Genomic DNA, 23,046 nt, shown 5'->3' on the forward strand with positions numbered 1-23,046 from the left:
ATTTGCGGCGGCTGACCTTTACGGGTTGGTCTGCCGCAGCATTCCACCGTTATTGTTCGGTAGCACCTGCTGCGGCGGATTGAGATTGCCGCCCTGGGCCGCGCGCTGCTGATTCGTCTGCAACTGGTTTTGCAAATGCTGCTGCTGCGAGCGGGTCTGATTGTTCAGATCCTGCTTCAGCATGCTCTGCTGCTGCTGTTGCTGCACCTTCATCTCATTTTGCATGCGCTGCTGGCTGGGCACCACGTAACCCGGCTGGTTAGGGTTGTTATTAATATTGATCGGCTGGGCTAATACGCCAAGCGGCATCAGCGCCGCCAGAAACAGAATCGCTTTCATGGTTTTCTCCTCCCGTGCGTGGGATCACTTAAGTGTACCTCGAATCCGCCATAACAATGATTTTTTAGGAGTTATCAACCAGGCTTAAGCGGGGAATGAAACCTACCTTTCAGGAGTAAGACAATGATAAAAACAACAATATGGCGCCAGGTGGTCATCGCTGCGTTGCTGGCGGGCGGTAGTTTCACCGTCGCCGCCAATCCGCCACCGCCGCCGCCGGTCTCTTATGGCGTAGAGGAAGATGTGTTCCACCCGGTACGCGCCCGGCAGGGGATGGTGGCGTCGGTGGACGCGCTGGCGACCCGAGTCGGCGTGGATATTCTGCGCCAGGGCGGCAACGCTGTCGATGCGGCGGTGGCGGTTGGCTACGCGCTGGCGGTCACGCATCCGCAGGCCGGGAATATCGGCGGCGGCGGTTTTATGATGCTGCGGACTAAAGACGGCAAGACCACGGCGATCGATTTCCGCGAAATGGCGCCGGAACAGGCCACCCGCGACATGTTCCTTGACGACCAGGGCAACCCGGACAGTAAAAAATCACTGACTTCGCATCTGGCCTCCGGCACGCCAGGCAGCGTCGCCGGTTTCTCCCTCGCCCTGGAAAAGTACGGCACCATGCCGCTGAACAAAGTGATCCGCCCGGCGATTAAGCTGGCAGAAGAGGGCTTTATCGTTAACGATGCGCTGGCGGACGATCTGAAGACCTATGGCAGCGAAGTGATCCCGCAGCATGAAAACAGTAAAGCGATCTTCTGGAAGAACGGCGAGCCGCTGAAAAAGGGCGACCGGCTGGTGCAAAAGAATCTCGGTAAGAGCCTGGAGCTGATTGCCGAGCACGGCCCGGAGGCCTTCTATAAAGGGGCCATCGCCGACCAGATCGCTGACGAGATGAAAAAGCACGGCGGGCTAATCACCAAAGCCGATCTTGCCAGCTATAAGGCCGTGGAGCGTACGCCGGTTAGCGGCGAATATCGCGGGTATGAGGTTTATTCCATGCCGCCGCCGTCTTCCGGCGGGATCCACATCGTGCAGATCCTCAATATCCTCGAAAACTTCGATATGCAGAAATATGGCTTTGGCAGTGCCGATGCTATGCAGGTGATGGCGGAGGCGGAGAAACACGCCTATGCCGACCGTTCTGAATATCTCGGCGACCCTGACTTCGTCAAAGTGCCGTGGCAGGCGCTGACCAGCAAAGCTTACGCCAAAGCAATTGCCGCCGAGATTGATGTCAACAAGGCCAAACCTTCCAGTCAGATCCGCCCGGGCAAGCTGGCGCCGTATGAAAGTAACCAGACCACCCACTTCTCGGTGGTCGATAAAGAGGGTAATGCGGTGGCGGTGACCTATACGCTGAATACCACCTTTGGCACCGGCATCGTGGCGGGGGACTCCGGCATTCTGCTGAATAACCAGATGGATGACTTCTCGGCGAAGCCCGGCGTGCCTAACGTTTATGGTCTGGTGGGCGGCGACGCCAATGCGGTGGAGCCGAAAAAACGCCCGCTGTCGTCGATGTCGCCGACCATTGTGGTGAAAGACGGCAAAACCTGGCTGGTGACAGGCAGCCCGGGCGGCAGTCGGATCATCACCACCGTACTGCAGATGGTGGTCAATACCATCGATTTCGGGATGAACGTCGCGGAAGCCACCAATGCGCCGCGTTTCCACCATCAATGGCTGCCGGATGAGCTGCGGGTGGAGAAAGGCTTTAGCCCGGATACCCTGAAGCTGCTCGAGACGAAGGGGCAGAAAGTGGCGCTGAAAGAGGCGATGGGCAGTACCCAAAGCATCATGGTAGGGCCGGACGGCATGCTGTATGGCGCCTCCGATCCGCGTTCGCCGGATGATTTAACGGCGGGGTATTGATGTGTTGCCCGGTGGCGCTGCGCTTACCGGGCCTACAACTGTGCGAACGTAGATACTGTTATCGGTTTGCAACTTTTTGGTCCGGGAAAAATATGTGCTTTGTGTTAATTCAGAGCACATTGCGCTCCCGATATTTCTTCTGCGTTATGACTCTCATGGCGCAGGGAGCGCACAGAGGGCGGCCAGTCGCCGCCACCCTCTGTACTCCCGGGCTCTGGCCGCCAAAATCGCCACTTCGTGGTACCTTCGACTTATCCCGGCCTGCCGGGAACGTCTCAGCGATTTTGAGGCCACCAACACCGGCGGTTTCAGCCAGCACGGTGAATAAATTAAAGACAGGCCGCACAGACCGTAGACCGGGTAAGGCGAAGCCGCCACCCGGCAACACGCTACTTCATTCTCGCCATATAATACGCATCCACATACTCACCGTTGCGCAGCGCGTAACGCCTGCCGGTGCCTTCGATCTCAAAGCCGTACTTCTTATACACCGCAATCGCCGGGGCATTATCGGCGAACACCGTCAGCTCAATACGTTCAACCCGCAGCCAGTTGTCGCACATATCAATCATGGTACGCATCAGCGCGCTGGCGACGCCGCGGTTGTGCCAGCGCGAATCCACGCTGACACCAAAATCGGCGACGTGGCTACGGCGGGGACGTTGGACGACGGCAATGCTTAAATGGCCGACGACTTGCTCATCGATACAGGCCACCAGCTGCTTCACGCCGGGCGTATCGGTTAGCCGCTCCCGCCACATATGTTCGGATGGATGAGGGACCTGTAGCGTGTTGTGATACACCTCCGGCTGGGCGTGAATTTGACGAATCGCGTCAATATCTTTCGGTTCAGCATGGCGTATCACGATGTCACTCATTCCTTGTTCCTCATTCAGGTGAAAAGTCCCTTTAAACATCACTGACTACGGCGTTCGAGTCAACACGCATTATTTGCAAAAAAAAGTAGACAAGTGCGAATGAGAATGATTATTATTGTCCTGCATTCAGGGAGACCCTTGCGGAAAGCCTGAAAGCACGACATTGCTCACATTGCTTCCAGTATTACTTTAGCCAGCCGGGTGCTGGCTTTTTTTTTGCCGCTATTTCAGGCGCTCTGCGGCCTGGCGGGCTCCGCGTCGGCTTTGGATGGCGTGTCTGCTACCAGACCGAGAATATGACTTTTGTTCTCCGCTGCGGCCAGCATTTCAGCGCGACCGCTAAAAACCCCGCCTTTCTTGATCGCCAGCGCGCGATAGGCGAGGGTACCATCCAGATGGCCGTGCTCCTCGATGGTGATGCTATCGCCATGACACTGGCCCTGCACCTTGCCGTCAATAATCAGCTCCCGGCAGCTGATGTTGCCCTCCACCTGGCCTTCACGCATTACCTTAATCAGATGCTCTTTGGCCTCAATGTTGCCGGTCAACTGGCCGTGAATATAGACATGGCCGCTGGCGACGATATTGCCGACGAAATGTACCCCGCTGGCGATGATCGTGGTCTCGTGTTTTTTGCTGGCGACCGCTTCGGGTTCTGGGTTTATTGCCGGAAGTGTGGCTGCTTCTGACGCTTGAGGTTCCGTTTTATTTTTCTTAATAAACATCGCGTTAATCTTGTTCCGTTGGCTATGGAGGAGGAAAGCGACAAGCGCGCAGGCGGCCGCCAGGCGCGCCAGCGCGATGGCATCGACAGACCAGGCGATCAGTCCAAGAAGCCAGAAAAAAAGGGTGCCGTTTATGGCGAAATACTGTTTGTCCATTAGCAGCGGCTGGCTACTCCGTTAGTCATCAGTAACGTCCTGGTTTGCCCTCCACTTATCCGTAGTTTCGCCGTTAGGATCAAGTTTTTTAGCTGGAAAATGGCGAATTAATTCTTGGTTAATCAATTGGTTATTAATATTTTCGTATAAGTGATGCTTGAACTATTTTGCTGGCGAATCTTCCAGGAAAGCGGACAGAGAGGATGAAGTGATGGCCCGGCTTGCGCTATGGTTGAAGGTAGCTCATCAACTAAGGACAGCGTTATGACTCTGCACTGCGCATTTATTGGCTTTGGTAAAAGCACCACCCGCTACCATCTTCCTTACGTTTTGCACCGCAAAGACCGTTGGCATGTGGCGCATATCTACCGCCGCCGGGCGAAGCCCGAGGAGCAGGCGCCGCAGTATTCCCATATCCATTTCACCAGCGATCTTGATGACGTGTTAAACGACCCACAGGTCAAACTGGTGGTGGTCTGCACCCACGCCGACAGTCATTTCGAATATGCGAAAAAGGCGCTGGAGGCGGGGAAAAACGTGCTGGTGGAAAAGCCGTTCACCCCGACGCTTGAGGAAGCAAAAACCCTGTTTTCCCTGGCAAACAGCAAGGGCCTCACGGTGACGCCCTACCAGAATCGTCGCTTCGACTCCTGCTTCCTGACCACCAAAAAGGTGATTGAGAGCGGGAAACTCGGCGAACTGGTGGAGATCGAAAGTCATTTCGATAACTACCGCCCGGTGGCGGAGACCAACCCCGGCGGCCCGCAAAACGGCGAGTTCTATGGTCTCGGCGTGCATACCCTGGATCAGATCATTTCGCTGTTCGGCCGTCCGGACCATGTCTCTTACGATCTGCGCTCGCTGCGCAATAAAGCCAACCCGGATGACACCTTTGAGGCCCAACTGTTCTACGGCGATCTGAAGGCCATCGTCAAAACCAGCCACCTGGTGCAGATCGACTACCCGAAATTCATCGTTCACGGCCATAAAGGTTCGTTTGTGAAATACGGCATTGACCAGCAGGAGACCAGCCTGAAGGCCAATATCATGCCGGGCGAGCCGGGTTTTGGCGCGGACGACAGCGTCGGCGAGCTGGTGTACGTCAACGAGGCGGGGGAGACGGTGCGTGAAGCGGTGCCGCTGGAGACCGGCGACTACGGTCGGGTGTACGACGCGCTGTATGACACTCTCGTCAACGGCCAGCCGAATTACGTCAAGGAATCTGACGTTCTCACCAATATGGAGATCCTGGAGCGCGGCTTTGAACAGCCTTCTCCGGCCACCATCACCCTGGCAAAATAAGCAAAACGGGCTCCTCGACGCTTGTTCATATTTTTTGAACAGAGGAGTCAATTTTCACCCTCTATGATCGACGGCGAAATGGGTCCACACTGACTCCATCGAAAACATACGGGGGTGCAACATGATCTACTTACGCAAAGCGAACGAACGTGGCCACGCTAACCATGGTTGGCTGGATTCCTGGCATACTTTCTCTTTCGCCAACTATTATGACCCGAATTTTATGGGCTTCTCTGCCCTGCGGGTGATTAACGACGACGTCATCGACGCTGGTCAGGGCTTCGGTACCCATCCACACAAAGACATGGAAATCCTGACTTATGTGCTGGAAGGGGCGGTGGAGCACCAGGACAGTATGGGCAACAAAGAGCAGGTGCCGGCAGGCGAGTTCCAGATCATGAGTGCGGGTACCGGGGTGCGCCACTCTGAGTACAACCCGAGCAAAACCGATCGTCTGCGTCTGTATCAGATCTGGATTATTCCGGAAGAAACCGGCATTACCCCGCGCTACGAGCAGCGCCGCTTCGACGCCGCCCAGGGCAAACAGCTGGTGTTGTCGCCAGATGCGCGAGATGGCTCGCTGAAGGTGTACCAGGATATGGAACTCTATCGCTGGGCGCTGCTGAAAGATGAGCAGTCGGTTCACCAGATTGCCGCGGAACGCCGCGTGTGGATCCAGGTGGTCAAAGGCGAAGTGACCATCAACGGTACCAAAGCCACCACCAGCGACGGTTTGGCCATCTGGGACGAGCAGGCGATTTCGGTTCATGCCGACAGCGATAGCGAGATCCTGCTGTTCGATCTGCCGCCGGTTTGATAGTTATCTGAGCCAGGTTAAATAAATTGCGCAACCTTCTCCAACATCGGCGAAGGTTGCGCTTTGTCCGTGATAAACTGAGAAAATGTTTCCCCGTTGATCACAGTCAGGACGATGAAAAAGAAAAGACCCGTACTTCAGGATGTAGCCGATCTTGTCGGCGTGACCAAAATGACGGTCAGTCGCTATTTACGCAACCCGGAGCAGGTCTCCGAAGCGCTGCGTGGCAAGATTGCCGTTGCCCTCGATGAACTGGGTTATATTCCCAATCGCGCCCCTGACATTCTCTCCAACGCGACCAGCCGCGCCATCGGCGTGCTGCTGCCGTCGTTAACTAACCAGGTCTTCTCGGAAGTGCTGCGCGGTATCGAAAGCGTCACCGACGCCTTCGGCTATCAAACCATGCTGGCGCACTACGGCTATAAGCCGGAAATGGAAGAGAAACGCCTCGAATCGATGCTCTCCTGGAACATTGACGGCCTGATCCTCACCGAACGAACTCATACGCCTCGCACCCTGAAGATGATTGAAGTCGCCGGCATTCCGGTGGTGGAGCTGATGGACAGCCGGTCGCCGTGCCTCGATATCGCCGTCGGGTTTGATAACTTTGAAGCCGCCCGGCAGATGACCGCAGCGATTATCGCCCGCGGCCACCGCCACGTCGCCTATCTGGGGGCGCGTCTCGATGAACGAACTATCATCAAACAGAAGGGGTACGAGCAGGCGATGCTCGACGCCGGGATGACGCCCTATAGCGTGATGGTGGAGCAGTCTTCGTCCTACTCGTCGGGTATTGAGCTGATGCGTCAGGCGCGCCGCGAATATCCGCAGCTCGACGGTATCTTCTGTACCAACGATGACCTTGCGGTCGGCGCGGCGTTTGAATGCCAGCGTCTGGGGCTGAAGATCCCCGATGATATGGCGATCGCCGGGTTCCACGGCCATGATATCGGCCAGGTGATGGAGCCGCGTCTCGCCAGCGTCCTGACCCCGCGCGAGCGGATGGGACGCATCGGCGCCGAACGGCTGCTGGCGCGCATTCGTGGTGAAGCGATTACCCCTAAGATGTTAGATTTAGGTTTCACATTGTCACCGGGCGGATCAATTTAAACTGACAAGTTTGAAGTAGATCACACATATTCACATCTGGCACGAATGGATATTGCTTCTCCACAGGTCCGGCATGACAATGTTACCGATAACAGTTACCCGTAACAATTAACCGATACGCCGCCTTCGCGCTGGATGAGTCAGCCATGGCGCGGCGTACCTGTCCGGTGGGAGGATGCTTTGAGCACGACTAATCATGATCACCACGTCTATGTTCTGATGGGCGTTTCCGGCAGCGGGAAATCCGCTGTCGCCAGCGAAGTGGCGCATCAACTGCATGCCGCGTTTCTCGACGGCGACTTTCTGCATCCGCGCAGCAACATCACCAAGATGGCCTCCGGTGAGCCGCTGAACGATGATGACCGCACGCCGTGGCTGCAGGCGCTGAATGACGCCGCGTTTGCTATGCAGCGTACCAACAAGGTGTCGCTGATCGTCTGCTCGGCGCTGAAGAAGAGCTACCGCGACATTCTGCGCAAGGGCAACCCGAACCTCTCCTTCATCTATCTGAAAGGCGATTTCGACGTGATCGAAAACCGTCTGAAGGCACGCAAAGGACACTTCTTCAAAACCCAAATGTTGGTGACGCAGTTTGAAACGCTGCAGGAACCAGGCGCCGACGAGAGCGATGTGCTTATCGTCGATATCGACCAGCCGCTGGAAGGCGTGGTGGCCAGCACCATCGAGGTGATCAACAAAGGCAGTCACTAGTGAGTACTTTAACGCTTGTTTTAACAGCAGTCGGCTCGGTATTGCTGCTGCTGTTTTTAGTCATGAAAGCGCGGATGCACGCCTTCGTGGCTTTGATGGTGGTTTCTATTGGTGCAGGTCTTTTCTCCGGCATGCCGCTGGATAAAATCGCGGCGACGATGGAGAAAGGGATGGGCGGTACGCTGGGCTTCCTGGCGATCGTCGTCGCGCTCGGCGCGATGTTCGGTAAGATCCTGCATGAAACGGGGGCGGTCGATCAGATTGCCGTCAAGATGCTCAAATCCTTCGGCCACAACCGCGCGCACTATGCGATTGGTCTTGCCGGTCTTATCTGCGCGCTGCCGCTGTTCTTCGAAGTGGCCATTGTCCTGCTGATCAGCGTCGCTTTCTCGATGGCGCGCCATACCGGCACTAACCTCGTGAAGCTGGTGATCCCGCTGTTTGCAGGGGTGGCCGCCGCCGCCGCGTTCCTGCTTCCCGGGCCGGCGCCGATGCTGCTGGCGTCGCAAATGCACGCCGACTTTGGCTGGATGATCCTGATTGGCCTGTGCGCCGCGATCCCGGGGATGATTATCGCCGGTCCGTTGTGGGGTAACTTCATTAGCCGCTACGTTGAGCTGCATATTCCTGACGATATCAGCGAACCGCATCTCGGCGAAGGAAAAATGCCCTCCTTCGGCTTTAGCCTGTCGCTGATCCTGCTGCCGCTGGTGCTGGTGGGTCTAAAAACCATCGCCGCGCGCTTTGTGCCGGTGGGTTCCACTGCCTACGAATGGTTCGAGTTTATCGGCCATCCGTTCACCGCGATCCTGGTTGCCTGCCTGGTCGCGATCTACGGCCTGGCGATGCGCCAGGGGATGGCGAAAGACCGCGTGATGGAGATCTGTGGCCACGCGCTGCAGCCGGCGGGGATTATCCTGCTGGTGATCGGCGCCGGCGGCGTCTTCAAGCAGGTGCTGGTTGACTCCGGCGTCGGCCCGGCGCTCGGCGAAGCGCTGACAGGCCTGGGTCTGCCGATTGCGATTACCTGCTTCGTGTTGGCGGCTGCCGTCCGTATCATTCAGGGCTCTGCCACCGTTGCTTGTCTGACGGCGGTTGGCCTGGTGATGCCGGTCATTGAGCAACTGAACTACAGCGGCGCGCAGATGGCAGCGTTGTCTATCTGTATCGCCGGCGGCTCGATTGTGGTGAGCCACGTGAACGATGCCGGCTTCTGGCTGTTCGGTAAATTTACCGGTGCGACGGAAGCCCAGACGCTGAAAACCTGGACCATGATGGAAACCATCCTGGGTACCACCGGGGCGATTGTCGGTATGATCGCTTTCCAGCTGCTGAGCTAAGCCCGCTCACCTCCCGCTCGCGGGGTATAAAAAGCCAGGGTAACGCTGCTTACCCTGGCTTCTTTGTAATAAGCCGCCCTTTTTCCCCCTTTTCCTTGCCTGCTATTCGCCCTTATTAGCGCTACGACGATACTCGTATCCCTCGTCAGCCCTTGCTGTGCCTGGGTTTGATGCGTTTATTTGGCAAGCGGTAAATCACCTGATTTCGCGCTCAATCCATAATCAGGATCAATAAAATAGCAACGGAAAATATTCCATTGCGCAGGGGATTTCCCCGATAATCGTTGCGTTTTTGACGACGACCAGCGACGGTGGACAATGTGCAGGATAAGTTGCTTTTCTGATTGTTCAGCAATCATTGATTAATTTCACTTGCGACTTTAGCTGCATTTTGTAAGGTGAGGGATAATCCAGTTGGAAACTGGCCAGGCACAAACAGCACACACCTCGCAGGAATACGTTATGAAAAATGTTGGTTTTATCGGCTGGCGCGGAATGGTCGGCTCTGTTCTCATGCAACGCATGGTTGAAGAGCGCGATTTCGACGCCATTCGCCCGGTGTTCTTCTCTACCTCCCAGCTGGGACAGCCAGCGCCGTCATTCGGCGGTAGCACCGGTGGCACGCTTCAGGATGCGTTCGATCTGGACGCGCTGAAGGCACTGGACATTATTGTCACGTGCCAGGGCGGCGATTACACCAACGAGATTTACCCGAAGCTGCGCGAAAGCGGCTGGCAGGGTTACTGGATTGACGCCGCCTCTTCGCTGCGCATGAAGGATGATGCGATCATTATCCTCGACCCGGTTAACCAGGACGTGATCACCGCCGGCCTGAATAACGGCATCAAAACCTTTGTCGGCGGCAACTGTACCGTTAGCCTGATGCTGATGTCCCTCGGCGGCCTGTTTGCCCAGGATCTGGTGGAGTGGGTCAGCGTGGCAACGTACCAGGCGGCTTCCGGCGGCGGCGCGCGTCATATGCGCGAGCTGCTGAGCCAGATGGGTCAGCTGCACAACCATGTTGCGGCAGAGCTGGCGAATCCGGCTTCCGCCATTCTGGATATCGAGCGCAAAGTGACGTCGCTGACCCGCAGCGGCGAGCTGCCGGTGGATAACTTCGGCGTACCGCTGGCGGGCAGCCTGATCCCGTGGATCGACAAACAGCTGGATAACGGCCAGAGCCGCGAAGAGTGGAAAGGCCAGGCGGAGACCAACAAGATCCTCGCCACCTCGTCCGTTATCCCGGTAGACGGCCTGTGCGTCCGCGTTGGCGCGCTGCGCTGCCACAGCCAGGCGTTCACCATCAAGCTGAAGAAAGATGTGTCTATCCCGACCGTTGAGGAGCTGCTGGCCGCGCACAACCCGTGGGCCAAAGTGGTACCGAACGATCGTGAGATTACCATGCGCGAGCTGACCCCAGCCGCGGTGACGGGCACCCTGACCACCCCGGTCGGACGCCTGCGTAAACTGAACATGGGGCCGGAGTATCTGTCGGCCTTTACCGTTGGCGACCAGCTGTTGTGGGGCGCTGCGGAGCCGCTGCGCCGGATGCTTCGCCAGCTGGCGTAAGCGCAGGATGAACAGAAAGGGGGTCTTCAAGCCCCCTTTTTTTTTGCGTAATACAAGGAGTAAACGCGGATGTTAGATTTTTCCCCACGGAGGTAACTCAGCCTTGGCTATGCTTTAAGTAAGGAATTCCTTACCTGAAGGTGGGACGGAGCAGGAGGATGCTGAGAGCACTGCGCCGTTCAGGTCAAAAAAAGTCGCCAGTTACAGGAATGAGCGACACTTACAACAGGATGAAAGCATGTCTAATCATATTGATAGAGACGTGATTAATGCGCTAATCGCCGGTCATTTCGCGGATCCCTTTTCCGTGCTCGGCATGCACCGAACTGACGCCGGGCTGGAAGTACGCGCATTATTACCCGACGCCACCGACGTGTGGGTTATTGAACCGAAAACCGGACGCAAAGTCGGCAAGCTCGAATGCCTCGACTCGCGTGGTTTCTTCAGCGGCGTCCTGCCACGTCGCAAAAACGCCTTTCGCTATCAGCTGGCCGTCACCTGGCACGGGCAGCAGAATCTGATTGATGACCCTTATCGCTTTGGTCCGCTGTTGCAGGATCTTGACGTCTGGCTGCTGTCCGAAGGGACCCACCTGCGTCCTTACGAAACGCTGGGCGCGCACGCTGCCACCATGGACGGCGTCACTGGTACGCGTTTCTCGGTGTGGGCGCCGAATGCCCGCCGCGTGTCGGTGGTGGGGCAGTTTAACTACTGGGATGGCAGACGCCACCCGATGCGATTCCGCAAAGAGTCCGGGATCTGGGAGCTGTTCGTTCCCGGCGCGCATAATGGCCAGCTGTATAAATTCGAACTGATTGACGCCCACGGCCATCTGCGGGTCAAAGCCGACCCTTACGCCTTTGAGTCGCAAATGCGTCCGGAAAGCGCCTCGCTTATCTGCGACCTGCCGCCCAAAGTGGAACAGCCGGCGGACCGCAAAGCGGCGAACCAGTTTGATGCCCCGATCTCTATCTATGAAGTGCATCTCGGCTCCTGGCGCCGTCATACCGATAATAATTTCTGGCTGAGCTACCGCGAGCTGGCCGACCAGCTGGTGCCCTACGCGAAATGGATGGGCTTCACCCATCTCGAACTATTGCCGGTTAACGAGCACCCGTTCGACGGCAGCTGGGGCTATCAACCCACCGGGCTCTATGCGCCGACCCGCCGTTTCGGCACCCGCGACGATTTCCGTTACTTTATCAACGCCGCGCACGCCGCCGGGCTGAACGTCATTCTTGACTGGGTGCCCGGCCACTTCCCGGCGGATGATTTTGCCCTTGCCTCGTTTGACGGTACTTCGCTGTATGAGCACAGCGATCCACGCGAGGGGTATCACCAGGACTGGAATACCCTGATCTACAACTATGGTCGCCGCGAAGTCAGCAACTTCCTCGTCGGTAACGCGCTGTACTGGATCGAGCGCTTCGGTATTGATGCCCTGCGGGTCGACGCGGTGGCCTCAATGATCTATCGCGATTACAGCCGCAAGGCAGGTGAGTGGATCCCCAACGAATACGGCGGCCGGGAAAATCTGGAAGCTATTGAGTTTCTGCGCAGCACCAACCGCATCCTCGGCGAACAGACGCCGGGCGCGGTGACGATGGCGGAAGAGTCCACCGATTTTGCCGGGGTGACCCGTCCGCCAGCCGGCGGCGGCCTCGGTTTCTGGTTCAAATGGAACCTCGGCTGGATGCACGACACCCTGGATTACATGAAGCTCGATCCGGTGCATCGCCGCTACCATCATGACAAAATGACCTTCGGCATGCTCTACAACTACACCGAGAATTTTGTGCTGCCGCTCTCCCACGATGAAGTGGTGCACGGCAAAAAATCGATTCTCGACCGCATGCCGGGGGATGCCTGGCAGAAGTTTGCCAACCTGCGCGCCTACTACGGCTGGCTGTTCGCCTTCCCGGGTAAAAAACTGCTGTTTATGGGCAATGAGTTCGCTCAAGGCCGCGAGTGGAACCACGACGGCAGCCTCGACTGGCATCTGCTGGAGGGCGGCGACAACTGGCACCATGGCGTCCAGCGACTGGTGCGTGACCTGAACCATACCTACCGTCACCATAAAGCGCTGCACGAGCTGGATTTTGACCCCTACGGTTTCGAATGGCTGGTGGTCGACGACCATGAGCGTTCGGTGTTTGTCTTTGTGCGCCGCGACCGGGCCGGGAATGAGATTATCGTCGCCAGCAACTTCACGCCGGTGCCGCGCCATGACTACCGCTTCGGCATTAACCAGCCGGGACGCTGGCGCGAGGCGTTGAATACCGACTCCATGCACTATCACGGCAGCAACCAGGGTAACGGCGGTGTGGTGGAGAGCGACGCGATCGCCAGCCATGGCCGCGAACATTCGCTATCGTTGACCCTGCCTCCGCTGGCGACGATCTGGCTGGTCCGGGAGGCGCAATGACCTCACTGGCGGCAGGCAAACCTGCGCCGTTGGGCGCCAGCTATGACGGCAAGGGCGTGAATTTCGCCCTCTTCTCCGCCCATGCGGAGCGGGTGGAGCTGTGCGTATTCGACGAGCAGGGCAACGAGCAACGCGTCGATCTCCCGGCGCGCAGCGGCGACATCTGGCACGGCTGGCTGGACGCTGCCGGGCCGGGCCTGCGCTACGGCTATCGGGTGCATGGTCCCTGGGACCCGGCGCAGGGGCACCGCTTTAACCCGGCGAAGCTGCTGCTCGATCCCTGCGCGTATCGGGTCGAGGGCGATCTGCCGGATGACGAACGCCTGCATGGTGGAATGTGGGAGCCGGATCATCGCGACAGCGCCGCAATCGCGCCAAAATCGCAAGTGGTGGATCTGCATTACGACTGGCGGGGCGATAAGCCGCCGCGTACCCCGTGGGGGGAAACGGTGATTTATGAAGCGCACGTGAAAGGGCTCACCCTGTTGCACCCGCAGCTGCCGGAAGCCATTCGCGGAACTTATAAGGCGCTGGGCCACCCGGTGATGATCGCTTACTTCAAATCGCTGGGCATCAGCGCCCTCGAGCTGTTGCCGGTAGCGCAGTTCGCCAGCGAGCCGCGACTGCAGCGGATGGGCTTGAGCAACTACTGGGGCTACAACCCGCTGGCATGGTCCGCGCTGGATCCGCGCTATGCCAGCGAGCCCGCGCGTGCCCTCGATGAGTTTCGTGATGCGGTTAAGGCGCTTCATGCCGCCGGCATCGAGGTGATTCTGGATATCGTGCTCAACCATAGCGCGGAAATTGATCTCGAAGGGCCCACCGTCTCCCTGCGCGGAATCGACAACCGTAGCTATTATTGGGTAAGGGAGGATGGCGATTATCACAACTGGACCGGCTGCGGTAATACGCTCAATCTCAGCCACCCCGGGGTGGTGGAATGGGCGCGCCAGTGTTTGCGCTTCTGGGTGGATGAGTGCCATGTTGACGGCTTTCGCTTCGACCTCGCCTCAGTGATGGGGCGGACGCCGGAATTCCGCCAGGATGCGCCGCTGTTCGAGGCTATCCGCCGCGACAGCGTGCTGTCGCAGGTGAAACTGATTGCGGAACCCTGGGATATCGGCCCGGGCGGCTATCAGGTGGCTAATTTCCCACCGCTGTTCGCCGAATGGAATGACCATTTTCGCGATATTTCCCGTCGTTTCTGGCTGCAGCAAAACGTCTCCCTCGGTGACTTTGCGCAACGCTTCGCGGCCTCCAGCGATCTCTTTGCTCGCGATGGCAAACGGCCATCGGCGACGGTGAACCTGGTGACGGCCCACGATGGCTTCACGCTCCGCGACTGCGTCTGTTTCAATCAGAAACACAATGAGGCAAACGGGGAGGAGAATCGCGATGGGACTAACAATAACTACAGCAACAATCATGGTATAGAGGGTTTAGACGCCAATCTTGCGGTGATTGAACGGCGGCGTGCCAGCGTGCATGCGCTATTGACGACGCTGCTGCTGGCTCAGGGCACGCCAATGCTGCTGGCGGGCGATGAGCAGGGCCACAGCCAGCACGGCAACAATAATGCCTACTGCCAGGATAACGCGTTGACCTGGCTGGACTGGCGTCAGGCGAACCCGGGATTAACCGCGTTTACCGCGGCGCTGATCCACCTGCGCCGTCGCATTCCAGCGCTCACCCGCAACCGCTGGTGGCAGGAGGGCGATGGCAATGTCCGCTGGCTTAATCGCAACGCCCAGCCGCTGACTGCCGGGGAGTGGCAGCAGGGCGCAGCGTGTATGCAGATCCAGTTGTCTGATCGCTGGCTGCTCACGCTGAACGCCACCGCAGAGGTGGTCGATATGGTGTTACCTGAGGGGGAATGGCGCGCCGTTCCTCCCTTCGCCGGAGAGGATAATCCGGTCATCATGGCTGTCTGGCATGGGCCCGCGCACGGAGTGTGCGTATTTCAAAGGTCGTAATCCCTGAAGCTTCCGGTTGAACTCGTGGCGGCGGCGCGGCGGGATGAGAAGGAAAGCTGGGGTGTAAAAAGGAGTTAATCATGGTTAGGCTTGAAAAAAACGATCCGCTGATGCTGGCGCGTCAATTACCCATCAAATCCGTGGCGTTGATCCTCGCGGGCGGGCGTGGCACCCGGCTCAAGGATCTCACCATTAAGCGTGCGAAACCTGCCGTTCACTTCGGCGGCAAGTTCCGTATTATCGATTTCGCATTATCTAACTGCATTAACTCAGGGATCCGCCGTATCGGCGTCATCACCCAGTATCAGTCGCACACGCTGGTGCAGCATATCCAGCGCGGCTGGTCGTTCTTCAGCGAAGAGATGAATGAGTTTGTCGATCTGCTGCCAGCCCAGCAGCGCGTGCACGGCGAAAACTGGTATCGCGGCACGGCGGACGCAGTGACGCAGAACCTGGACATCATCCGTCGCTACAAAGCGGAGTACGTGGTGATCCTCGCGGGCGATCATATTTATAAGCAGGATTACTCGCGCATGCTGATTGACCATGTCGAAAAAGGGGCGCGTTGCACCGTGGCCTGCATGCCGGTGCCCATTGAAGAGGCATCCGCCTTCGGCGTCATGGCGGTCGATGAAAACGAAAAAATCATTGAGTTCGTCGAGAAACCCGCTAACCCGCCGGCGATGCCAACCGACCCGACCAAATCACTGGCCAGTATGGGCATTTATATCTTTGACGCCGCCTATCTTTATGAGCTGCTGGAAGAAGACGATCGCAACGAAAACTCCAGCCACGATTTCGGCAAAGATATCATTCCGAAGATCACTGAAGCTGGCATGGCTTATGCACATCCTTTCCCGCTCTCCTGCGTGCAGTCTGACCCGAACGCTGAGCCGTACTGGCGCGATGTGGGAACGCTGGAGGCCTACTGGAAGGCCAACCTCGATCTGGCGTCAGTCACGCCGGAACTGGATATGTACGACCAGAACTGGCCGATCCGCACCCATATGGAATCGCTGCCGCCGGCGAAGTTCGTCCAGGACCGCTCCGGTAGCCACGGCATGACCCTGAACTCGCTGGTTTCCGGCGGCTGCATTATCTCCGGGTCGGTGGTGGTGCAGTCGGTGCTGTTCCCGCGCGTGCGGGTGAACTCATTCTGTAACATTGATTCGGCAGTCTTGTTGCCAGATGTCTGGGTGGGGCGCTCATGCCGCCTGCGTCGCTGCGTGATTGACCGCGCCTGCGTCATCCCGGAAGGTATGGTGATTGGTGAGAACGCGGAAGAGGATGCACGCCGCTTCTATCGCTCAGAGGAAGGTATCGTGCTGGTGACCCGCGACATGCTGCGGAAATTGGGGCACAAACAGGAGCGCTAATGCAGGTCTTACATGTATGTTCTGAGATGTTCCCGCTGTTAAAGACGGGCGGTCTGGCGGACGTCATCGGCGCACTGCCGGCGGCGCAAATTGCGGAGGGTATCGACACCCGCGTGCTGTTGCCGGCGTTTCCCGATATCCGCCGCGGCGTGGTGGATGCCCAGGTGGTAACCCGCCGCGATACCTTCGCCGGGCGGATCACGCTGCTGTACGGCCACTTTAACGGCGTGGGGATCTACCTGATAGACGCCCCGCATCTCTATGACCGGCCGGGGAGCCCATACCACGATACCAACCAGCACGCTTATACCGACAACGTCCTGCGCTTTGCGCTGCTGGGCTGGGTGGGAAGCGAAATGGCCAGCGGACTGGATCCGTTCTGGCGCCCGGATGTGGTGCATGCCCATGACTGGCACGCCGGCCTGACGCCGGCCTACCTGGCGGCGCGCGGACGCCCGGCTAAATCGGTCTTTACCGTGCACAACCTGGCCTACCAGGGGATGTTTTACTCCTGGCATATGAATGATATCGAGCTGCCGTGGTCGTTTTACAACATGCATGGCCTCGAGTTTAACGGTCAGATCTCGTTTCTGAAGGCCGGTCTTTACTACGCCGACCATATTACGGCGGTAAGCCCGACCTACGCGCGCGAGATCACCGAACCGCAATACGCCTACGGCATGGAAGGGCTGCTGCGCCAGCGCCATCATGAAGGACGGCTGTCGGGGATCCTCAACGGCGTTGACGACGGTATCTGGAGTCCGCAAAACGATCTGCTGCTGCCGATGCGCTACGATCGCGACACGCTGGAGGAGAAGGCGGAGAACAAGCGTCAGCTGCAGATTGCGATGGGCCTGAAGGTCGATGACAAAGCGCCGCTGTTTGCCGTGGTCAGCCGCCTGACCAGCCAGAAAGGGCTGGATCTGGTGCTCGAAGCGCTGCCGGGTCTGCTTGAGCAGGGCGGCCAGCTGGCGCTGCTGGGCGCCGGCGATCCGGTGCTGCAGGAAGGTTTCCTCGCCGCCGCCGCCGAACATCCGGGCAAAGTGGGGGTGCAGATTGGCTACCATGAGGCCTTCTCCCATCGCATTATGGGCGGCGCCGACGTCATTCTGGTGCCGAGCCGCTTTGAACCGTGCGGCTTAACTCAGCTGTATGGTCTGAAGTACGGCACGCTGCCGCTGGTGCGCCGCACCGGGGGGCTGGCGGACACGGTCTCTGACAGTTCGCTGGAGAACCTTGCCGATGGTCTGGCGACAGGGTTTGTCTTTGAGGACAGCAATGCGCTGTCATTGCTGCGCGCTATCCGTCGCGCCTTTGTTCTCTGGTCGCGCCCGTCGCTCTGGCGCTATGTGCAGCGTCAGGCGATGAATATGGATTTTAGCTGGCAGGTTGCCGCGAACTCCTATCGCGAACTTTATCAACGCTTGATGTAACCACTGGAGTCATTGTTATGAATGTACCCTTTAGCTATGCATCACCGACGCTGAGCGTTGAGGCGTTAAAGCACTCTATTGCCTATAAGCTGATGTTTATCATCGGTAAAGATCCGGCCATCGCCAACAAGCATGAATGGCTTAACGCCACGCTGTTTGCCGTCCGCGATCGCATGGTGGAGCGCTGGCTGCGCTCCAACCGCGCGCAGCTCTCGCAGGAAGTGCGCCAGGTATACTATCTGTCGATGGAGTTCCTGATTGGCCGTACCCTCTCTAACGCGCTGCTGTCGCTGGGCATTTATGACGATGTGAGCAGCGCACTGGCGGAGATGGGGCTCGATCTGGAAGAGCTGATCGATGAAGAGAATGACCCTGGTCTTGGCAACGGTGGTCTGGGCCGTCTGGCGGCCTGCTTCCTGGATTCCCTGGCGGCGCTGGGCCTGCCGGGACGCGGTTACGGGATCCGCTACGACTACGGGATGTTTAAACAGAATATCGTCGATGGCCGACAAAAAGAGTCCCCTGACTACTGGCTGGAGTACGGTAACCCGTGGGAGTTTGAGCGCCACAACACCCGCTATAAAGTGCGTTTCGGCGGCCGCATTCAGCAGGAAGGAAAGAAAACCCGCTGGATTGAGACGGAAGAGATTATTGCGGAAGCCTACGACCAGATCATCCCCGGCTTTGACACCGACGCCACCAACACGCTGCGTCTGTGGAGCGCGCAGGCCAGTAGCGAAATTAACCTTGGTAAATTCAACCAGGGCGACTACTTCGCTGCGGTAGAGGATAAAAACCACTCCGAAAACGTCTCCCGCGTGCTCTATCCGGATGACTCGACCTACTCCGGACGCGAGCTGCGTCTGCGCCAGGAGTATTTCCTCGTGTCGGCGACGGTACAGGATATTTTGAGCCGCCATTACATGTTGCATAAGACCTTTGACAACCTGGCGGACAAGATTGCCATTCACCTCAATGACACCCACCCGGTGCTGTCAATACCGGAGCTGATGCGCCTGCTTATCGACGAACATAAATTCAGCTGGGACGAGGCGTTCGAGGTGACCTGTCAGGTCTTCTCCTATACCAACCATACGCTGATGAGCGAGGCGCTTGAGACCTGGCCGGTGGATATGCTGGGCAAAATTCTGCCGCGCCATCTGCAGATTATCTTCGAGATTAACGATTACTTCCTCAAGACCCTGCAGGAGCAGTATCCCAATGATACCGCGCTGCTCAGCCGAACCTCGATTATCGACGAGTCCAACGGCCGTCGCGTGCGGATGGCCTGGCTGGCGGTGGTGGTCAGCCACAAGGTCAACGGCGTGTCGGAGCTGCATTCGCGGCTGATGGTGGAGTCGCTGTTTGCCGAATTCGCTAAAATCTTCCCGATGCGCTTTACCAACGTCACCAACGGCGTCACGCCGCGCCGCTGGCTGGCGCTGGCCAACCCGCCGTTGTCGAAAGTGTTGGATGAGCATATCGGCCGCACCTGGCGGACCGATCTGAGCCAGCTTGACGAGCTGAAGCAGCATATCGACTATCCGACGGTCAATCAGGCGGTGCGTCAGGCTAAACTGGAAAACAAACAGCGGCTGGCCAGCTATATTGCGCAGCAGCTTAATGTGGTGGTGAATCCGAAGGCGCTGTTTGATGTGCAGATCAAACGCATCCACGAGTACAAACGCCAGCTGATGAATGTGCTGCACGTCATTACCCGCTATAACCGGATCAAAGCCGATCCGCAGGCGGAGTGGGTGCCGCGAGTGAACATTTTCGCCGGTAAGGCGGCCTCGGCTTACTACATGGCCAAGCATATTATTCACCTGATCAACGATGTGGCCGCGGTGATCAATAACGATCCGCAGATTGGCGACAAGCTGAAGGTGGTCTTTATCCCCAACTACAGCGTCAGCCTGGCGCAGCTGATTATTCCGGCGGCAGACCTGTCGGAACAGATCTCCCTCGCAGGCACTGAAGCTTCCGGCACCAGCAATATGAAGTTTGCCCTTAACGGAGCGCTGACTATCGGCACCCTCGACGGGGCGAACGTGGAGATGCAGGAGCACGTGGGCGAAGAGAATATCTTTATCTTCGGCAACACCGCGGAAGAGGTGGAGGAGCTACGTCGCAGCGGCTATAAACCACGCGAATACTACGAGCAGGATGAAGAGCTTCACCAGGCGCTGACGCAGATCGGTACCGGCGTGTTCAGCCCGGCGGAACCGGGGCGCTACCGCGACCTGCTGGATTCGCTGATTAACTTTGGCGACCACTACCAGGTGCTGGCGGACTATCGCAGCTATGTGGACTGTCAGGATCGCGTCGACGAGCTGTATCAACATCCGGAAGAGTGGGCCTATAAGGCGATGCTGAATATTGCCAACATGGGCTACTTCTCCTCTGACCGGACGATCCAGGAGTACGCGAAATATATCTGGCATATCGACCCGGTAAGGCTGTAAGCCAGTCAATGCAACTCAACGGGGCCATTTGGCCCCGTTTCTGTCTGTGCGGAGAACGTTTTATTCGGAAAAGTGCCGGGGAGGATTCAGGCTATTGCGGGAATATACTATTGACGTGAATTCGCCAGCAGTACGATAAATGCTCAATAAGTTTACGTTCATAGCCTAATGGCTATAATATGGATGATAGCCTTTAGGCTATGAGGGATCGCCTATGTGGGATGTAGAAACGACGGATACGTTTGATGCCTGGTTCGAATTACAAAGTAGAGCTTTAAAAGAGGATATGTTGGCCACGATGCTCATCTTATCTGATTTTGGTCCGCAGCTTGGGCGCCCGTATGTTGATACGGTGAAAGATTCAACGTTTCAGAATATGAAAGAACTCCGGGTTCAGCATCATGGGCTCCCCATCCGCGCTTTTTTGCTTTTGATCCTCTGCGGAAAGCTATCGTTTTATGTGCGGGCAATAAGGATGGCATGAATGAGAAACGTTTTTACAAAGAGATGATTACTCTGGCTGACAGAGAATTCAGCCAACACCTGACTAAGGAGCGATAATGGCCACGCTAAAAGAACTCATGGCGAAACAGAGTCCTGAAAGCCAGCAGCGTATTGCAGCGAAAGCGGCAGAGATACGCCAGTCTGTCGCTTTAAACTTGCTTCGAGAAGAGTTGCAAATGTCGCAAACAGAGATGGCTGCGGCTATGGGGGTAAAGCAGCCAACGATCGCTAAAATGGAACAGGCTGATAACGATCCGCGGCTTTCGACCCTAAAACGCTACATTGCGGCATTGGGGGGAGAACTCAGTATAAATGTCACGTTGCCGACTGGAAAAAAAGTCTCGTTTAATTTGTGAACAGGTATCCGGGCCAAGCGCAAGCCATAGCCCGGGTATTTCTCTCCTGGCGCCACGCGATGTCAGGACGCTAACGACAGTTCAGACTTTCCCGCATGCTGCGCCAGCCATTCGCTGATGCGCGCTTGCTGCTCGCCATTCAGCCACATGCCCTGTTTGGTACGACGCCAGATGGCGTCATCCAGGCTGCGCACCCATTCGTGCTCAACCAGATACTTCAGCTCGGCTTCATAAAACTCATGGCCGAAATCTTCCCCCAGATCGCTCAGGGCGCTGGCTTCCTTCAGGATCCACTCGCTATTGCTCCCGTAGGTGCGGGCATAATGGCGGGCCAGTGATTCGCTGATGAACGGGAAGCGACGGCGTAGTTTTGCTGCATAGTCGTCGCGGTCGCCGCCGATATCGCCGCCGGGGAGCACCGCGGTTTTGGTCCATGCCGGGCCGATTCCTTTGTAATAGGGAGTCAGTTTTTCCAGCGCATGCTCGGCCAGCTTGCGATAGGTGGTCAGCTTCCCGCCGAAGACGGAGAGCAGCGGCGCCTGGCCGTTCTCATCGTGAATATCCAGCGTGTAGTCGCGGGTGATCGCCTGCGGCGAATCCGACTCGTCATCACACAGCGGACGGACGCCGGAGTAGGTCCAGACGATATCGTCCCGGCTGAGAGTCTTTTTAAAGTGCGCGTTATAGACGTTCAGCAGGTAATTAATCTCTTTATCATCAATGGCTACCGCTTTCGGATCGCCCTTATACTCGACGTCCGTCGTGCCGATGATGGAGAACTCATCCATCCACGGGATAACAAACACAATACGTTTATCTTCGTTTTGCAGAATATAGGCCTGCTTCTGAGTATGCACTCGCGGCACCACGATGTGGCTGCCCTTGATCAGGCGGATACCGTAAGGCGAGCGCAGATGCATCCCTTCGTCGAAGAACTGTTTGACCCATGGACCGGTGGCATTGACCAGACCGCGCGCCTTCCAGGTAAACTTCTCGCCGCTATCGATATCTTCCGCTTCCACCACCCACAGGCCATTCTCTCGTTTTGCCGAGATGGCGCGAGTGCGGGTCCGCACTTCGCCGCCTTTGCGGACAACCATCTGCGCGTTGGCCAGCACCAGGCGGGCATCGTCGACCCAGCAGTCGGAATATTCGAAACCGCGCACAATTTCCGGCTTAAGTACCGATTCTGCGCCAAAACGCAAGCCGGTGGAGCCCGGCAGGCTGGTGCGTTTGCCCAGATGATCGTACATAAACAAGCCGATACGGATCATCCATGCCGGACGCAGATGCGGACGATGCGGGAGACGAAAGCGCATCGGGAAGGCGATATGCGGAGCCATTTTTAACAGCACTTCACGCTCGGCCAGCGCTTCGCTGACCAGGCGGAACTCATAGTGTTCGAGGTAGCGTAGCCCGCCGTGGATAAGTTTGGAACTGGCGCTGGAGGTAGCGCAGGCGAGATCGCGCGCTTCCAGCATCAGTACGGATAAACCCCGCCCGGCGGCATCTGCCGCGATACCGGCACCGTTGATGCCTCCGCCTATCACAATCAGATCTTTGGTTTCCACGTTCTTACCCTCTCACACTTTCGTTTAAGCTCACAAATGCTCGATATCGCTCACTATAGCAAACAAACGCGCTTTTGGTAACATCAAAAAAACATTTTGGAGTGATGGGTGTAACATATTGGCGTTT

At 57.4% G+C, this 23,046-nt stretch carries 17 protein-coding genes and 2 pseudogenes; 14 read left to right on the plus strand and 5 right to left on the minus strand.

Annotation, left to right across the window (positions count from 1 at the left end; translation table 11 throughout):
* Positions 1–18: 18 nt before the first annotated feature.
* On the minus strand, positions 19–339 hold the full coding sequence (locus tag DTA24_RS01805; RefSeq protein ID WP_008806979.1) for a DUF2756 family protein: 321 nt from the start codon (positions 337–339) through the stop codon (positions 19–21).
* A gap of 123 nt (positions 340–462) precedes the next feature.
* On the opposite strand from DTA24_RS01805, the gene ggt reads away from it, so the two are divergent.
* Complete coding sequence (gene ggt, locus DTA24_RS01810) at positions 463–2,208, plus strand: gamma-glutamyltransferase (protein ID WP_008806980.1); 1,746 nt, start codon at positions 463–465, stop codon at positions 2,206–2,208.
* A 389-nt stretch (positions 2,209–2,597) separates the two neighbouring features.
* Here ggt and yhhY read toward each other — a convergent pair whose 3' ends face one another.
* Together yhhY and DTA24_RS01830 are read right to left on the minus strand one after the other, a co-directional pair.
* On the minus strand, positions 2,598–3,086 hold the full coding sequence (gene yhhY, locus DTA24_RS01825; protein WP_004181470.1) for an N-acetyltransferase: 489 nt from the start codon (positions 3,084–3,086) through the stop codon (positions 2,598–2,600).
* Between the two features lie 227 nt (positions 3,087–3,313).
* Positions 3,314–3,967 carry a bactofilin family protein gene (locus tag DTA24_RS01830; RefSeq protein ID WP_008806981.1) on the minus strand — a complete coding sequence of 218 codons (654 nt, stop codon included), beginning with the start codon at positions 3,965–3,967 and terminating at the stop codon, positions 3,314–3,316.
* Between the two features lie 264 nt (positions 3,968–4,231).
* On the opposite strand from DTA24_RS01830, the gene DTA24_RS01835 reads away from it, so the two are divergent.
* The 5 genes from DTA24_RS01835 (at position 4,232) to gntU (ending at position 9,247) form a co-directional block, all read left to right on the plus strand.
* A complete protein-coding gene (locus tag DTA24_RS01835; RefSeq protein WP_012967125.1) occupies positions 4,232–5,269 on the plus strand; it encodes an oxidoreductase in 1,038 nt (345 codons plus the stop codon).
* Between the two features lie 121 nt (positions 5,270–5,390).
* Positions 5,391–6,086, plus strand: a complete 696-nt coding sequence (locus DTA24_RS01840; RefSeq protein ID WP_002920779.1) for a pirin family protein — start codon at positions 5,391–5,393, stop codon at positions 6,084–6,086.
* A gap of 114 nt (positions 6,087–6,200) precedes the next feature.
* Complete coding sequence (gene gntR / locus DTA24_RS01845; protein WP_002920777.1) at positions 6,201–7,196, plus strand: gluconate operon transcriptional repressor GntR; 996 nt, start codon at positions 6,201–6,203, stop codon at positions 7,194–7,196.
* Positions 7,197–7,376: 180 nt separating this feature from the next.
* The gene (gntK, locus tag DTA24_RS01850) at positions 7,377–7,907 is read left to right on the plus strand and encodes a gluconokinase (protein WP_012540395.1); all 531 of its coding nucleotides are present in this window, start codon (positions 7,377–7,379) and stop codon (positions 7,905–7,907) included.
* On the plus strand, positions 7,907–9,247 hold the full coding sequence (gntU, locus tag DTA24_RS01855; RefSeq protein ID WP_008806984.1) for a gluconate transporter: 1,341 nt from the start codon (positions 7,907–7,909) through the stop codon (positions 9,245–9,247). Before gntK ends, gntU begins: the two co-directional genes overlap by 1 nt.
* Here the strand turns inward: gntU and DTA24_RS28680 are convergent.
* A pseudogene (locus DTA24_RS28680) lies at positions 9,244–9,606 on the minus strand (hypothetical protein). The gene gntU and the pseudogene DTA24_RS28680 sit on opposite strands and share 4 nt — an antisense overlap.
* A gap of 103 nt (positions 9,607–9,709) precedes the next feature.
* Between DTA24_RS28680 and asd the strand changes: the two are divergent.
* From asd to DTA24_RS01900, 8 genes and pseudogenes are all read left to right on the plus strand, one after another.
* Positions 9,710–10,816: an aspartate-semialdehyde dehydrogenase gene (asd, locus tag DTA24_RS01865; RefSeq protein WP_008806986.1), complete on the plus strand. Its 1,107-nt coding sequence runs from the start codon at positions 9,710–9,712 to the stop codon at positions 10,814–10,816.
* Positions 10,817–11,054: 238 nt separating this feature from the next.
* Positions 11,055–13,241 carry a 1,4-alpha-glucan branching enzyme gene (gene glgB, locus DTA24_RS01870; RefSeq protein WP_008806987.1) on the plus strand — a complete coding sequence of 729 codons (2,187 nt, stop codon included), beginning with the start codon at positions 11,055–11,057 and terminating at the stop codon, positions 13,239–13,241.
* Positions 13,238–15,214 (plus strand): glycogen debranching protein GlgX, encoded by a 1,977-nt coding sequence (gene glgX, locus DTA24_RS01875; protein WP_072125612.1) that lies wholly within the window; start codon positions 13,238–13,240, stop codon positions 15,212–15,214. The genes glgB and glgX overlap by 4 nt, the downstream gene beginning before the upstream one ends.
* Positions 15,215–15,294: 80 nt before the next feature.
* Positions 15,295–16,590, plus strand: coding sequence for a glucose-1-phosphate adenylyltransferase (glgC, locus tag DTA24_RS01880; protein WP_008806989.1), 1,296 nt, complete (start codon positions 15,295–15,297; stop codon positions 16,588–16,590).
* Positions 16,590–18,023, plus strand: a complete 1,434-nt coding sequence (gene glgA, locus DTA24_RS01885) for a glycogen synthase GlgA (RefSeq protein WP_004202133.1) — start codon at positions 16,590–16,592, stop codon at positions 18,021–18,023. Before glgC ends, glgA begins: the two co-directional genes overlap by 1 nt.
* 17 nt (positions 18,024–18,040) lie before the next feature.
* Positions 18,041–20,488 (plus strand): glycogen phosphorylase, encoded by a 2,448-nt coding sequence (gene glgP / locus DTA24_RS01890; RefSeq protein WP_008806990.1) that lies wholly within the window; start codon positions 18,041–18,043, stop codon positions 20,486–20,488.
* Between the two features lie 214 nt (positions 20,489–20,702).
* Positions 20,703–21,049: pseudogene (locus DTA24_RS01895) on the plus strand (type II toxin-antitoxin system RelE/ParE family toxin).
* Positions 21,049–21,348 carry a helix-turn-helix domain-containing protein gene (locus DTA24_RS01900; protein WP_008806992.1) on the plus strand — a complete coding sequence of 100 codons (300 nt, stop codon included), beginning with the start codon at positions 21,049–21,051 and terminating at the stop codon, positions 21,346–21,348. The pseudogene DTA24_RS01895 and the gene DTA24_RS01900 overlap by 1 nt, the downstream one beginning before the upstream one ends.
* Before the next feature lie 62 nt (positions 21,349–21,410).
* On the opposite strand, the gene glpD is transcribed toward DTA24_RS01900, so the two are convergent.
* Positions 21,411–22,919, minus strand: a complete 1,509-nt coding sequence (gene glpD, locus DTA24_RS01905; protein WP_004202136.1) for a glycerol-3-phosphate dehydrogenase — start codon at positions 22,917–22,919, stop codon at positions 21,411–21,413.
* Between the last annotated feature and the right edge of the window lie 127 nt (positions 22,920–23,046).

It is taken from the genome of Klebsiella sp. P1CD1 (genome assembly GCF_003790505.1).
GTDB lineage: Bacteria > Pseudomonadota > Gammaproteobacteria > Enterobacterales > Enterobacteriaceae > Klebsiella > Klebsiella variicola.

Coding starts and splice junctions, on each gene's coding strand:
- DTA24_RS01805 (WP_008806979.1), bottom strand. CDS start 339: ATGAAAGCGATTCTGTTTCTGGCGGCGCTGATGCCGCTTGGCGTATTA.
- ggt (WP_008806980.1), top strand. CDS start 463: ATGATAAAAACAACAATATGGCGCCAGGTGGTCATCGCTGCGTTGCTG.
- yhhY (WP_004181470.1), bottom strand. CDS start 3,086: ATGAGTGACATCGTGATACGCCATGCTGAACCGAAAGATATTGACGCG.
- DTA24_RS01830 (WP_008806981.1), bottom strand. CDS start 3,967: ATGGACAAACAGTATTTCGCCATAAACGGCACCCTTTTTTTCTGGCTT.
- DTA24_RS01835 (WP_012967125.1), top strand. CDS start 4,232: ATGACTCTGCACTGCGCATTTATTGGCTTTGGTAAAAGCACCACCCGC.
- DTA24_RS01840 (WP_002920779.1), top strand. CDS start 5,391: ATGATCTACTTACGCAAAGCGAACGAACGTGGCCACGCTAACCATGGT.
- gntR (WP_002920777.1), top strand. CDS start 6,201: ATGAAAAAGAAAAGACCCGTACTTCAGGATGTAGCCGATCTTGTCGGC.
- asd (WP_008806986.1), top strand. CDS start 9,710: ATGAAAAATGTTGGTTTTATCGGCTGGCGCGGAATGGTCGGCTCTGTT.
- glgB (WP_008806987.1), top strand. CDS start 11,055: ATGTCTAATCATATTGATAGAGACGTGATTAATGCGCTAATCGCCGGT.
- glgX (WP_072125612.1), top strand. CDS start 13,238: ATGACCTCACTGGCGGCAGGCAAACCTGCGCCGTTGGGCGCCAGCTAT.
- glgC (WP_008806989.1), top strand. CDS start 15,295: ATGGTTAGGCTTGAAAAAAACGATCCGCTGATGCTGGCGCGTCAATTA.
- glgA (WP_004202133.1), top strand. CDS start 16,590: ATGCAGGTCTTACATGTATGTTCTGAGATGTTCCCGCTGTTAAAGACG.
- glgP (WP_008806990.1), top strand. CDS start 18,041: ATGAATGTACCCTTTAGCTATGCATCACCGACGCTGAGCGTTGAGGCG.
- DTA24_RS01900 (WP_008806992.1), top strand. CDS start 21,049: ATGGCCACGCTAAAAGAACTCATGGCGAAACAGAGTCCTGAAAGCCAG.